At 65.0% G+C, this 12,824-nt stretch carries 12 protein-coding genes; all 12 read right to left on the bottom strand.

Going from position 1 to position 12,824, the window contains the following annotated elements; all coding sequences use genetic code 11:
* The 12 genes from HTA01S_RS10815 to pncB all read right to left on the bottom strand — a co-directional run bounded on the left by HTA01S_RS10815 (position 1) and on the right by pncB (position 12,822).
* A complete protein-coding gene (locus HTA01S_RS10815; RefSeq protein WP_068170670.1) occupies positions 1-1,500 on the bottom strand; it encodes an RNA-binding domain-containing protein in 1,500 nt (499 codons plus the stop codon).
* 10 nt (positions 1,501-1,510) lie between these two features.
* Positions 1,511-2,782 carry an FRG domain-containing protein gene (locus HTA01S_RS10810; protein WP_068170666.1) on the bottom strand — a complete coding sequence of 424 codons (1,272 nt, stop codon included), beginning with the start codon at positions 2,780-2,782 and terminating at the stop codon, positions 1,511-1,513.
* Complete coding sequence (locus HTA01S_RS10805) at positions 2,779-4,119, bottom strand: restriction endonuclease subunit S (protein WP_068170662.1); 1,341 nt, start codon at positions 4,117-4,119, stop codon at positions 2,779-2,781. The genes HTA01S_RS10810 and HTA01S_RS10805 overlap by 4 nt, the downstream gene beginning before the upstream one ends.
* Positions 4,120-4,132: 13 nt before the next feature.
* Positions 4,133-5,914: a class I SAM-dependent DNA methyltransferase gene (locus HTA01S_RS10800; protein ID WP_068170660.1), complete on the bottom strand. Its 1,782-nt coding sequence runs from the start codon at positions 5,912-5,914 to the stop codon at positions 4,133-4,135.
* 117 nt (positions 5,915-6,031) lie between these two features.
* Positions 6,032-6,328, bottom strand: coding sequence for an acylphosphatase (locus tag HTA01S_RS10795; protein WP_068170658.1), 297 nt, complete (start codon positions 6,326-6,328; stop codon positions 6,032-6,034).
* Between the two features lie 85 nt (positions 6,329-6,413).
* On the bottom strand, positions 6,414-6,992 hold the full coding sequence (locus HTA01S_RS10790) for a hypothetical protein (protein ID WP_068170654.1): 579 nt from the start codon (positions 6,990-6,992) through the stop codon (positions 6,414-6,416).
* Between the two features lie 61 nt (positions 6,993-7,053).
* Positions 7,054-8,004: a DUF692 domain-containing protein gene (locus HTA01S_RS10785; protein WP_068170651.1), complete on the bottom strand. Its 951-nt coding sequence runs from the start codon at positions 8,002-8,004 to the stop codon at positions 7,054-7,056.
* Between the two features lie 16 nt (positions 8,005-8,020).
* Complete coding sequence (locus tag HTA01S_RS25535; RefSeq protein ID WP_169804767.1) at positions 8,021-8,239, bottom strand: hypothetical protein; 219 nt, start codon at positions 8,237-8,239, stop codon at positions 8,021-8,023.
* Between the two features lie 179 nt (positions 8,240-8,418).
* Complete coding sequence (locus HTA01S_RS10775) at positions 8,419-8,838, bottom strand: PACE efflux transporter (RefSeq protein WP_068170852.1); 420 nt, start codon at positions 8,836-8,838, stop codon at positions 8,419-8,421.
* A 23-nt stretch (positions 8,839-8,861) separates the two neighbouring features.
* Positions 8,862-9,917, bottom strand: coding sequence for a bifunctional nicotinamide-nucleotide adenylyltransferase/Nudix hydroxylase (locus tag HTA01S_RS10770; RefSeq protein WP_068170645.1), 1,056 nt, complete (start codon positions 9,915-9,917; stop codon positions 8,862-8,864).
* A gap of 5 nt (positions 9,918-9,922) precedes the next feature.
* Positions 9,923-11,623 (bottom strand): NAD+ synthase, encoded by a 1,701-nt coding sequence (locus HTA01S_RS10765; RefSeq protein WP_068170642.1) that lies wholly within the window; start codon positions 11,621-11,623, stop codon positions 9,923-9,925.
* Positions 11,620-12,822, bottom strand: coding sequence for a nicotinate phosphoribosyltransferase (gene pncB / locus HTA01S_RS10760; protein ID WP_068170640.1), 1,203 nt, complete (start codon positions 12,820-12,822; stop codon positions 11,620-11,622). The genes HTA01S_RS10765 and pncB overlap by 4 nt, the downstream gene beginning before the upstream one ends.
* Positions 12,823-12,824 lie beyond the last annotated feature (2 nt).

Below are 12,824 nucleotides of genomic sequence, written 5' to 3'. Positions count from 1 at the left end.
TCAAGGCTCCAGAATTTCCCAGTGGCCGCCTTTGTTCGGGCCGACGCGGCGCAACCGGCCTTGTTCTTTCAGTTTGGCCAGTTGCTTTTCCACGGCCCGGGTCGTCAAACCCAAGTGTTGGGCCACGTTCGGCACGGTTAATTTGGCGTTCTGTGAAAGCAGGGAAAGAATCCGGGCCGTAGTTTCTCCCGAACTTTCTCCCGAACTTTCTCCCGAACTTTCGGGGGTACCTGTCGGGGTAACCGTGGCGCTCGCCCAACCCATCTCCAGCACCGAATGTTCCTGCGGCTCATAGTGCTCAGCCAGCCGCACCGTGTGACCCAGGTCCCTCCAGCCGTGCAAGATGCGCGACATGCCCGAGCCCGCCCGCTCGCCCAGGCCGATCATCAGAAACATCTGCTGCATCGTTCGGTTGCGACAGTCGCTCACGCCGCCTTGCAAGGCCAGCGAGGCCGGCACCCGCAGATCGCCCGGGTTGCGAAAGCTGAACCCTGCGGGCTCCTTCACCACCAACACGGAAATGCGCCCCGTGAAGTCCGCATGCACCAACGTGTTCACCAGTGCCTCGCGAAGTGCCTTGTGCGTGGGCGTGTCGTCCTGCCGCACGCCGTCTTTCAGCACAAACGGCACCTTCAGATCCGCCGTCAGCCGCGTCACCACCCGACGGTAGAAGTCGAACACATTGCCCGACCAGGTGCCGTCGGGCACCACCCGGTCCAGCCATTGCACGCTGCTGGCGTAGTCGGCCGGGCGCTCCTGGTAGTCCAAAAAATAGTGTGGCAAGGCTTCGCTGATCGACGGCCACTGGCCGAACATCAGCAGACCGGCCACCGTCAGACCCGCTTCGCCCGTGGCGCGGTCTTCGCGCCAGCCGCCCAGCATGCGCAAGAAGCCCTCGTCGTCCAGCGCCAGCCAGGGGTGGTCGGGCTTGTCGGCGCGGAAGATGTTGCGGTAGGCCTTCAGGCTGTCGGCGTCCAGGTCTTTCAGGCCAAAGTGCGGCAGGATGCGGCTGTCCCGGCTGTCTTCCACCTGCTCGGCCAGCATGCGCTTGACGTCTTCGTCCGGGAGCGGTCGGTCGCCTTCGTTCAGGCGGCGGTAGGTGTTGCCGTTCAGCGGGTTGGTGGTCAGGTACACCGGCCGTTGCTGGCGCCCCGCGCGGGGAATCTCCACCACCAGCAAGGTCTTGCCTTCAACCGACCACTCGCGCACATGGGCGTCGCTCAATAGGTTGACGCTGACCTTCTGACGGTTGTTGAGGTTGTTGAACAGCTCGGCCCGCACCTTGTCGGCGTTCGCTATGCCCGCTGGCTCAAAGTGCGCCTTGCGTTCGCGCATGCCCAGAATCACCACGCCCCCCTCGGTGTTGGCCATGGCGCTGTAGGTGGGCCAGAAGTCGTCTGGCAGCACGCCTTTGCCATCGCGGCCGTTGGCCAGCTTGCATTCGAGAGAGACCGACTCGCGCAGGCACGCGAGGTCTTCAAGGTGCTGGAAATCGATCATCACCACCCTTTCAGGCTGAATCCTGTCGAACCATTTCCATCACCTGCTGCGCAACCTGCTCACGCAACATGGGGGGATAGCCGTACTTCCGCAATACCACGCGGACCACATTGCGCAATCGAGCCTGAACCGCATCCCGCGTTTCCCAATCCACTACTTTGTTCTGCTCGATGGCTTTTGCTAGCTCTTCGGCAATTATTGCCAGTCGCCCAGGCTCAACTTGCTGAGCGCCTGCAGTCTCCTTCAAGACCGTCTGAATGCTCTCTAGGGCAGACAAAGGTGCCGCAGGTATCGCGACAGCATCCATGAAGCTGCTAGCAATCGCAGTGTTGGCCAGACTGGCCTCTTTCTGTCCAGCTCGTCGAATTGCATCCGCACCTGCCGCCTCGGCCGTGAGGATGTTGCAGTAGTCCGACGCACCGATCAGGTCGGGGAACAGACTGGCGTGGTGCACGTTCATGCGCCGCAGATGGCGCACGCAGGCGTCGCGCTCTTCGTTGCGGATGTAGATTTTGCAGATGTAGCGCGCCAGGATTTCGGGCTGTTCTTCCTCTGACGCGGAGCGCAGCTCTTCGTCGGTAAACCCGTCTTCATCGGCCAGCACATCGGTCAGCTTGTTCTCCAGCGTCGCGTCGTAGGGCGAGAAGGTGAACAGCCCCGCCTGGTTCACCAGCCGGCCATGGTGGTCCTTGCGCGGCTCGAACACGCGGATCTCCGTCTCGGCCTCGTTCTCGGCCAGAAAGCTCTTGTTGAGCACGTACACCGCGCGGTAGGGGTTGTCCTTTTCGTCCTTGTCGTCTTCCTTGTGGAAGGCGAAGAACAGAGCCACGTAGGGTGAGTAGGTCCAGTCCAGCAGCGGCGTCATCAGGCCATGGTGCTGCCCCACAGACCACAACTCGTCCGGCTCGTCCACCAAGGCCGTGTCGCTGAGTCGACCACGCACTGCGCGCCTGAAGCGGTCCAACTGATCATCGGCCAGTACCTCGGTGATGATCCCATTGGTGGTCACCCGCCCGAGCGTGGGCATCAGGCCCCAGTCGTGCCGACGGTGTCCACGGAAGACCAGTTGCACACCATGGCGGTTAAAGAAGTCGCTTTCCAACAGTTGGGTGAAGTCGCGCCAGCTTTCCAGCCGGGTCACCGGAATGCGTCCGCTCAGTTCATCGGCCATGACCTCGAAGCGCTTGGTCTGACCATCCGCGTTCCAGAGTGGAATCTTGGCGAAGTAGTCGCCGGATGTAGCAGTCTCATCAGCGACTGGCGGTTCGATGGCTTCGCTCACGCTGCGACCTCCGGTTCGATGCTCTGGACTTGCAATTCACCCGACAAAAGCTTCGGGAGTAGAGCGTCCCGCAAACCCGCAAGATCTCGCATTTGGCTTGTTCCGCTTTCGACGCGTTCGAAGAAAGGGTCGACTGTTTTTGTAAATGCGCTCAGGAGATCCTTGGGCGGTACAACCGCAAGCAAGCCAGAGACCTGATCAGGTTTGACTCGCTGATGACTATTGGAAGTCCCTGTGACCAGACTGCGAACCTGTACCCCAAAGAGGTCCGAAGTCAGTAAGCAATACAAGAAAGACGGCGACGCTGGCTCCTTGGCTATCCAGGGTAGGAACTCTGTCGAACAGACCGCGTTTTCGCTGACCCTGAGCGGAAACCAAACGCGCGGAATATGCGGGTTGAGCTTTGATTGCAAAACTGACCCACGAGCAAACTTTGTCTTGTTGCTCTTGATCTGAGCACCTTCCTCGACAACTGGCTGTTTGCCTGCGTCAAACGCCGGCAAGCTGTAATGCTCAAATACCCGTTCAGGTGAGAGCAGCGGGTTCACTGAGCCCTTGGATAGCTCAGCAATGGTTCCGAAAGTTTCCCAAAGCCACCCCTTCGGAATCTCGCCCAGCTCCGAGTCCTCCATCTCATCCGGAAACAGCGCGGCTGTGGCGGCGAGGGAGGCGAACTGGTCGGGGGGCAGGGTGTCGAGTTCGGCGTCGGGTTTGCCGCTGATGGCGGTCATCGCCGCGCGCAGCGGGTCGCGGCCTTCGGCCTTGGCGGCGATCTTGGCTTTGACGGGGTCGAAATCGACGAACCACGACTTGAAGATGGCTTGCGCCATGGCTTCGAGGGTTTGGTTGATGCGGCGGTTGACGTCGATCTTTGCATCGAGTGATCGCAGAGCATCTGCGATGGACTCCTCGCTAGAACCCAGTCTGGGAATCTCAATCTTTTCCAGGACAGGAATTCGGATGTTGCTTACGGTCGAACCCGTTCCTTCGTTCCAACGGATCTGATCCTGCACAAAGGGGGATTGCAGCGCATAGAGCAGATAGTCCGAGTTGACCCCCACCTTTGGGCGAAGCAGCACCTGCCTTTGACCCAGACAGCAGGTGAGACCTTCCGGGACCTTGCACACATCGCCCATGGGTGCTTCCCGTGTAATAACTATGTCACCCGCTCGTGGAGCCATCCGTCGAACCCGATGCTTGAAGTGCTCTTCGTCCGTATAGCTGGGAGCGGATAGATCGAGGCGACCGTCCTTGATGTTCTGATTTCGGAGAACGACATATCCAGAGTCCGTCCAAACTGGAGTCGAGTGGGGACAGTCAACGACTGCTTCGCACATGGATGCAAGCGGCTCAGTCTTCAAAAGCATATCCCAACCCCGCCAAGTTCTTCTTGATCTCGCCCTCCAGCTTCGAGCTCTCCGCGAACTGCTCCGCCAGTTGCGCGGTCAGCCTCGCCATCTTGTCGGCGAAGGCTTCGGTATCTTCTTCCTGGTCTTCGGCGCCCACATAGCGCCCGGGGGTCAGCACATGCTCGTGTTTGCGGATGTCGTCCAGGCTGGCTGAGCAGCAGAAGCCCTTGACGTCTTCGTACCCCTCGCCTTGCTGCCATGCGTGGAAGGTGTCGGCGATCTTGTCTATATCGGCCTGGGTGAAGTCGCGCAGCACGCGGTCTTTCATGTAGCCCATCTGGCGGGCGTCGATGAAGAGGAACTGTTTGCGTCGGTCGCGCTTCTTTTTGTTGAGGTTGAAGCCGTTGGCTTTGTCACGCGTCAGGAACCAGATGCAAGCCGGGATCTGGGTGTTGGTGAAGAGCTGGCCGGGCAGGGCCACCATGCATTCCACGTAGTCGTCTTCCACCAGGCGCTTGCGGATCTCGCCTTCGTTGTTGGTGTTGCTGCTCATGGAGCCGTTGGCCAGCAGCAGGGCCATGCTGCCGGTGGGCGCCAGGTGGTAGAGCATGTGCTGCAGCCAGGCGAAGTTGGCGTTGCCCTGGGGCGGGGTGCCGGCGATCCAGCGCGGGTCTTTTTCCAGCTTGGCGTTCCACCATTCCTTCATGTTGAAGGGCGGGTTGGCCATGACGTAGTCGGCCCGCAGGTCGGGGTGCAGGTCGTTCAACAGCGTGTCGGCATGGCCACCGCCAAAGTTGAAGTCGATGCCGCGGATGGCCATGTTCATGGCCGCGAGCTTCCAGGTGGTGGGGTTGCTCTCCTGGCCGTAGACGCTGATCTGGCCGCTGGCTTTGTTGCCGACGCCCGCTTTGCCATTGTTCGCCGGTTTGCCGCTGTGCTGTTCGATGAATTCCTCGCTCTGCACGAAGAAGCCGCCGGAGCCCATGGCCGGGTCGTACACGCGGCCTTTGAAGGGCTGGAGCATGTTGACGATGAGGCTGACGATGGCCTTTGGCGTGTAGTACTGGCCGCCCTTCTTGCCTTCGGCCAGCGCGAACTGGCCGAGGAAGTATTCGTAGATGTGGCCCAGGATGTCCTTGGCCTGGAGGTTGAGTGGCTGGCCCCGGTATTCGGTTGCGTGGAAGTTGGTGTCGGAGAACAGGTTGATGAGGTCGGCCAGCTTGGCGGACTCCAGCTCGGTGCTCGCGAAGTTCTTGTTGAGCACGTTCTTGAGCTTCTTCTCGTTCTCGCGCTCGATGGCCTCCATGGCGTTGTCAATGAGCCAGCCGACGGTGCGCATCTTCTCGGGCACCAGCACCAGTTCGCCGTTGCCGTCTCGCAGGTAGCGGCCATCGGCATCGCGCTTGGGTGCCAGCCAGGGCAGGTCGCTCTTGGGCGGCAGTTGCGCACACTGCACCAGGGTTGGCCAGCGGGCTTCGATGGGCACCCAGAAGACGTTCTTCTCGGTGTAGTAGTCGCGTACCTCCAGCTCGGCGGCCAGGTCTTCGTCGTACGAGCCCGGGTACTCGGCCGGGTTCATGTAGTAGTCGTGCGCCGGGTCGGTGAACTGGGCCTTGAGCTCCTTCTGGCGCTCTTCGAAAGCGTCCGACACGTATTTGAGAAAGAGCAGGCCGAGCACGACGTGCTTGTAGACCGCGGCGTCGAGGTTGGAGCGCAGCTTGTCGGCAGCGGTCCAGAGTTTCTTTTCGAGATCGTTGAAGAACTGTTGTTCGGTGAGGTTCATGTGCGGAAGGATGGCGACGTCAGGAGGTGGCCAGTGTGTCGGTGTCGGGGTGGGTGTTTGCCATGTGCGCAGCCCTCCCTCTGCTGGGTGGCCACATCATAGGTGGCGCCAGCAGGTCTACACCGTCTCCCGCGGCTCAAAGCCCTCGAACGCCCCCTCGGCATCCCCTACCACCACCTCGTCCACCCGAGCCAGGCTCGGCCCACGCCTCGCCCACTCAATCAGCGCATGCACCGCTCCAGCCGGTCCGCTCACCACGGCCTCCACGCTCCCATCCCGCCGGTTGCGCACCCAGCCCGTGAGGCCCAGGCGCCGGGCTTCGTCGGTCATGTGCCAGCGGTAGCCCACGCCTTGCACGCGGCCGGTGATGCGCAGGTGGCGGGTGAGGGTGGTGTCTGGTGGGTTGGGGCTCATGTTCGCATCGGGGGGCACGCCGGGCGCGGGCCGGCTGCCCGCTGGTGTGGGTGATTGTCCCCCGGGGCCGGGCCCCCATGCTGCATCAAGACTGGAGCACCCACTGGGCCTGGCCTTGGCCGTCGAGCGTGCCGACGGCGGTGCAGGTCTGCAGTGGTACGCCCAGGGGGACTTTGCCTTGCGCGAGCGGGCCCAGCAGTTTGCTGGGGTCGTGCTGAAAGTGCACGGTCTGCGGGGGTGGCTCGTCGGTTCGTGCGCGCTGAAGTTCGAGGTGAGCGCGCTCGAAGCCGACCACTTCGTGCAGGTACTTCGAGTGCGTGGGCTGCGCGAGCAGGAAGTCGCAGAACTCGATGGCTTCGGGCAGGAAGTAGAAGCTGCGCGGCGGGTGCAGCGCCCAGAACCGGGCGATGGCGGCGTTGAGCCGGGTGCCCTGCAGCAGGGCGCAGGTCAGCGGCAGCAGGGCCCGCAGCTTGCCAAACCGGAAACCTTTGTGGAGCGTGTGATTGATGTCCAGGCCGGGGCTGGCCGCGATGTGCTGCAGGCGCTGGCGCTCGCGCGCGTTGAGGTCCGCATCGGCAGGAAAGCCGCTGGCCAGCACGCGATGGCGAAACGCAGGGTCGATGACCAGTTGTGCCATCAGGCTCTGGAAGCTGGCGGCGCTCACGGGACGACCCTCCGTGCTGCGCACTGCGGGGCTGAGCGCCTTCGGAACGGCCGGGCGGCGCTCATGGCAGGGTCTCCGACTCGGCCACGCGGCGAGCGCGCATGGGCTTGGCCGCGGGGCGGCTGGGCTGTGGCGCCTGGCATTGTTGCCACAGCCGTTTGAGGCGGCGCAGATCGGCGCGCACGCGCTCTTCGCCCACCACCTCGAACCAGGAGCCGAAGAGCTCGAAGACCACGGCACCGACGTTGGGGCAGCGGGGGAGCACGTGTTCGAGCAGGGCCCACACCGGGTCGGCCACGGCACCGCTGTGGGCGTCGAGGTAGAAGCCATCGAGCATCATGCCGTCGGCCACATGGATCTCGCCCACCTGGCGCAGATCGAGTTCGTCGACAAACGCGAAGGCGTCGAAACCGTGGTTGACGGCGTTGGTGTAGACGTTGTGCAGGTCGAGCAACAGGCCGCAGCCGCACTGGTGGCACAGCGCGTTGAGGAAGCGGGCTTCGTCCATCTCGGCATCGGTGATGTCGAAGTAATAGACGTTGTTTTCCAGCAGGAATGGCGTGGGCACCGCCGCCTTGACCCGGGCGACGCGGGGCTTGAGTTGATCGAGGGTGGCCTGGTCGCGCGGCAGGGGCAGGGTGATCCCGACATTGACGGCATTGCCGCCGTGGTCGGCGATGTGGAAGGCCAGGTGGTCGCTGTGCCAGGGGAAGCGCATGCGCTGGTGCCAGCGTTGCAGCTGGGCCAGGTGCTGCGCATCGAAGTGAGCGGCGCTGCCGATGGACATGCCGATGCCATGGGGGATCACGGGCAGGGTGCGGGCGACGCCGTCGAGCCAGGCGAGGTGTTCGGTGTCGTCCAGGTAGCGCGGGCGCTGACCCGGGCCGAGGTCGGTCCAGAGGATGTCCGGAACGACCTCGACCATGTCGAAGTCGCCGCCAGGCTGCTCGATCAGGCTTTTGAGCGGGGCCTGGAAGGCCACGCCCACGCCGAGCTTGGGCAAGGCTTGCATGGCGGCTCCCCGGCGTTCAGCGGAAGCGGCCGTTGACGATGTCTTCAAAGACAAAGCGGTCCAGCCCCGAGAGGCAGGGCCGGCAGCCTTTGATGCCCGGAAGCTCGGGGATGGTGAGGGTCTGCTTGAGCACGTCGACGATCTTGTCGAAGGGCATGTCGCTGGGCAGCGCGACGCGCAGCTCGCGCACCTGGGGGACTTTCTTGCTGGGACGGACGACAGTCTGTGTTGCCATGGGGTTCTCCTGCGGGTTGGGGTCGGGCCGCCCCGGCTGGAGCGGCTGGTGCATGCTGGAGCCGCCATCGGGTGGCGTCATCCCTCGCCTTGATGAACGCGGGCGGTTAGCGCCCCTTCCATGGGGGACGTCTATTGCTGGCCGGCGCGCAGGGGTCCGCGGCCCCTCGTGCGGCCAGGTCAGACCGCCGAGGCCGGCAGGCCAAACACCTTGTCGAATCCGAGGTTGAAGACGAAGGTGTAGACGAGGAAGAAGACGGACAGGCCGATGTCGAGCACCAGCGCCTGCCACAGGCCGATGTGCAGCCACCAGGCGAACAGCGGCACCAGGGTGATGATGAAGCCGAGCTCGAAGCCGATGGCGTGGGCGGCGCGGCGCCGGAAGCTGCGGCCGCGCACGGTCTGGCGCGCTTCCCAGCGCTCGAAGACGGCGTTGTAGACCACGTTCCACACCACGGCGATGAGCGTCGAGGCGATGGCGGCCACGCCCGCGCGCTCGACGCTGCTGCCCGAGCCCAGCGCCAGCCCCGCGCTGGAGATGGCGATGGCGAACAACTCGTACAGGCCGACGTAGACGATCCGGCGGCGGATGCCTTGCAGGCCGACGCGGGGATGGGCGTGCGTCACGGGGTCAGGCCCAGGAAGCTGTCTAGGATGTGGAAGTGGTCGTCGTGGAAGCGGTCTTCCAGGGCGGCGAGCTCGGCAATAGGCACCCAGCTGGCGGACATCGCATCGTCGCTGCCGCTCACCTCGGGCAGGCGGCGCGCGCCCAGATCGAAGTGGTGGGCGTGGGTGATGACGCGGCCGCGCTGGCTGCGATCAGGGTGGTCGAACACGCGCACGCCCTTGAGCGCGTGCGCGATGTCGCCGGGCAGCAGGTGCAGGCCGGTCTCTTCCTGCAGCTCGCGCAGGGCCGACTGGTAGACCGTCTCGCGCTGCTCCAGAAAGCCGCCGGGCAGCGCGTACAGGCCTTTGCCGGGTGCGCGGCCGCGCACGATGAGCAGCACGTGGCCCGCGCATTCGATCAGTGCGTCCACGGTGACGAACACGGGCGGGTAGGGCGCGCTGGCCCACAGCGCTCGCTCGGTGCGCAGGTTGGCCCACTCGGCCGCGAGCTCTCGGTAGCAGGGCAGTTGTGCCCAGGCGCGCAGGAAGCCGAGGGTGGAGGGCGGCGCCTGGCTCACCATGGCCGCGAGCGCGGGCTCCAGGGGCTGGCCGACGGCGCCGAAGAAGGCGTCGCGCAGGGTGCTGGAATGCATGTCGCCCTGGCTGCCCACGTCGTCGAGCAGCCAGCCGGGAAAGTCGCTCAGGTACTCGCTGGTGGCGTCTTTGCGGTGGCCCACGAGCACGGTCTGGCCCGCGGGCAGGTCGCCCAGCTGCGCCCGCACACCCTGGCGCACCGCGACCACCCAGCGTTGTCCGTCGAAGTAATCGCGCACGGGCACGAAGCCCACGCGTTCGGCCTCGTCCTCCGACAAGGCCAGGCGGATCATTTCGACGCGCTCTTGCCAGGTGAACGGGTTCCTGGGCGTGCGCGCCTGGAACGCCGAGCCGATGACGACGACGACACGCGGCGCGAGCAGCAGGGCGCGGCGGATGACCGCGAGCTGGCCGAGGTGCAGGCCCTGGAAACGGCCGATGCAGACGGCGCCGGTGTATTTCTGTGCGATGACGTTCATGTCGTTCAGAAGTGTTGGGCGGCGATGGGCATCTGACGGCCCGAGCCAAAGGCGCGGGCCCGCACGCGGATGATGGGCGGGGCCTGGCGGCGTTTGTACTCGCTGCGCGCGACCATTCGGCGGACACGGTCCACCAGCGCGGCGCCGTCGGGCCGGTGCACGAGCTGGGCCACAAAGGCCTCGACCTGTTCACGCTCGTCGCAGGCCAGGCCGTGGCCTTCGATCAGGTGCTTGAGCACCTCGTCGAGCACCTCGTAGGGTGGCAGGCTGTCGGTGTCCTTCTGGTCGGGCGCGAGCTCGGCCGAGGGCGGCTTGTCGATGATGGCCTGCGGAATGACTTCGCGGCCCGCGGCCTGATTGAGGTGGCGCGCGAGCGCGAAGACCTCGGTCTTGTAGAGGTCGCCGATGAGGCCGAGGCCGCCGTTGGTGTCGCCATACAGCGTGCAGTAGCCGACCGACATTTCCGACTTGTTGCCGGTGGTGAGCAGCAGGTGGCCCCAGGTGTTGGAGTACTCCATGAGGATGGTGCCGCGGATGCGGGCCTGCAGGTTCTCCAGCGCCAGGCCCTGCAGCGGCGCGCCGAAGGCGGCCTCGAAACCGGCGCTGTAGCCCTGCACGAGGTCGGCGATCGGGTGGCGGTACAGGCGCACACCGAGGCCCTCGCACAGGGTTTGCGAGTCGTCCACCGAACCGGCCGACGAGAACACCGAGGGCATGGTGATGGCGGTCACGCGATCCGGTCCGAAGGCTTCGGCCGCGAGCGCGAGGGTGATGGCCGAGTCGATGCCGCCGGAGGAGCCGACCACCGCCTGCGTGAAGCCGCAGCGGCGTGCGTAATCGCGCAGGCCGAGCACGATCTGCTGGCGGTAGAAGGCCATGGTGGGCAGGCCATCGCTGGCCACGGCGGGCAGGGGTTCGCCGTCGGCGGCCTTGAAGCCGTGGGCGTCGATCCGCAGCGTGGTCACGTCTTCTTCAAAGCGGCGCGCTTCGAACACCACGCCCGCCTTGGGCTCCACGGCGAAGGACGCGCCGTCGTAGACCAGCTGGTCGTGGCCACCGACCTGGTTCACGTACAGGATGGGCAGCTGGTTGCGGTGGCTGGCGGCGGCGAAGATCTGGTGGCGCTGCTCGCGCTTGCCGATGTGGGACGGGCTGGCGTTGATGGAGATCACCAGGTCGGGCGCGGCGTCGCGCAGGCGGTCAAACGGGTTGACGGCGTAGGCGCTGCCGTCGTCGTTCCAGCCGTCTTCGCAGATCATGAAACCCACCTGCGCGGCGCCGATGCGCAGCACCTTGGCCACGTCGGGGCCAGGCTCGAAATGACGGCGCTCGTTGAAGATGTTGTAGGTGGGCAGCAGCTGCTTGGCGTATTCGAGCAGCACCTCGCCGCCGCGCAGCACGCGCAGCACGTTGCGCAGCGGCTTGCCCGGACCATTGTGCACCGCGGGCAGGCCCACCACCCAGTGCAGCGCGGGCATCTGGCGCGAGGCTTGGAGCAGTGCGGCGAAGCCCGCGGCCACCCGCGCCATGAAGTGCGGTTCATCGAGCAGGTCGCCGGGGTAGTAGCCGGTGAGCGAAAGCTCGGAGAACACGACGAGATCGGCCGCTTCGTCGCGCGCGCGCTGGGCGGCGGCGATCATCTTGCGCACGTTGCCGTCCATGTCGCCGATGGTGACGTTGAGCTGGGCGAGGGTGACTTTGATCATGCGGCCTCCTGAAGGGCGGGCACCTTGAACACCTGGCGCAGGTAGGCGAGAAAGGTCTGGTCGTCGCACAGGGTCTTGCCTGGCGAATCGGAGAGCTTGGCCACCGGCTGGCCGTTGGCGCTGGTGAGCTTCATGACGATGTTGAGCGGCGTGAGGCCCACGTCGTTGCTCAGGTGGGTGCCGATGCCGAAGCCCAGCTGCGTGCGGTTGCCCAGCGCGTGGTAGAGCGCGAGCGCGCTGTCGATGGTGAGGCCGTCGGAGAACACGAGGCGCTTGGTGTGTGGGTCGATGCGCAGCTTCTCGTAGTGGGCCAAGGCCTTGTTCGCCCACACCAGCGGGTCGCCCGAGTCGTGGCGCAGGCCGTCGAAGAGCTTGGCGAAGTAGAGGTCGAAGTCGGCGAGGAAGGCGTCCATGCCAACCACGTCGGTGAGCGCGATGCCGAGGTCGCCCCGGTATTCCTGCACCCAGTCTTCGAGTGCGGCCTTCTGGAAGTCGCGCAGACGCACGCCCAGGGCCTGGTAGGTCTGCAGGTATTCGTGCGCCATGGTGCCGATGGGCACCAGACCCAGATCCCGCGCCAGCAAGACGTTGGACGTGCCCTTGAAGAACTGTGGCGCCTGGGTCTGGAACGCGGCCACCACCTCGCGCTGCCAGCGGCGCGAGAAGCGCCGGCGCACGCCAAAGTCGAACAGCTCGAAGGGGTGGCGCAACGGCGCCTCGTTGCCCAGGGCGCGCAGTTGGTCGAGCTTGACCTGCAGGCGACGACGCCCTTCGGCCTCGGCGGCGGCCCGATCGAAACGGCGGAAGTAGAGCTCGTTGACGATGGCGAGCACGAAGATCTCGAACGCCATCACGTGCACCTGCGGGCCGCGCGCGACGATGCGCAGTTGCTCGCCCTCGGCGCGCGCTTCGATGAAGTTGCGCTGGAAACGGAAGATGCGCAGGAAGTCGACGAAGTCGCTCTTGATGTAGCGCAGTCCGCCGATGTAGGCCAGCTCGTCCTCGCGAAAGCTGAGCGCGCACAGCGCGTCGAGTTCGGCGTTCACCTGCGGCAGCAGCTCGGCCAGCGGGTAGGCGGGCTGGTTGCGGCAGACGAAGCTGTATTCGGCCTGCGTCTGCGGGTGGCGGTGCAGCATGGTCTGCCACATCGTGAACTTGTAGAGGTCGGTGTCCAGCAGGCTGGTGATGACGGGTTCCATGG

Origin of the sequence: Hydrogenophaga taeniospiralis CCUG 15921, from assembly GCF_001592305.1 — a bacterium.
GTDB lineage: Bacteria > Pseudomonadota > Gammaproteobacteria > Burkholderiales > Burkholderiaceae_C > Hydrogenophaga > Hydrogenophaga taeniospiralis.
Note: the sequence above shows the minus strand (reverse complement) of the source record. Positions and strands in the feature narration are given on the sequence as shown.

Coding starts and splice junctions, on each gene's coding strand:
- HTA01S_RS10815 (WP_068170670.1), bottom strand. CDS start 1,500: ATGATCGATTTCCAGCACCTTGAAGACCTCGCGTGCCTGCGCGAGTCG.
- HTA01S_RS10805 (WP_068170662.1), bottom strand. CDS start 4,119: ATGTGCGAAGCAGTCGTTGACTGTCCCCACTCGACTCCAGTTTGGACG.
- HTA01S_RS10800 (WP_068170660.1), bottom strand. CDS start 5,914: ATGAACCTCACCGAACAACAGTTCTTCAACGATCTCGAAAAGAAACTC.
- HTA01S_RS10795 (WP_068170658.1), bottom strand. CDS start 6,328: ATGAGCCCCAACCCACCAGACACCACCCTCACCCGCCACCTGCGCATC.
- HTA01S_RS10785 (WP_068170651.1), bottom strand. CDS start 8,004: ATGCAAGCCTTGCCCAAGCTCGGCGTGGGCGTGGCCTTCCAGGCCCCG.
- HTA01S_RS25535 (WP_169804767.1), bottom strand. CDS start 8,239: ATGGCAACACAGACTGTCGTCCGTCCCAGCAAGAAAGTCCCCCAGGTG.
- HTA01S_RS10770 (WP_068170645.1), bottom strand. CDS start 9,917: ATGAACGTCATCGCACAGAAATACACCGGCGCCGTCTGCATCGGCCGT.
- HTA01S_RS10765 (WP_068170642.1), bottom strand. CDS start 11,623: ATGATCAAAGTCACCCTCGCCCAGCTCAACGTCACCATCGGCGACATG.
- pncB (WP_068170640.1), bottom strand. CDS start 12,822: ATGGAACCCGTCATCACCAGCCTGCTGGACACCGACCTCTACAAGTTC.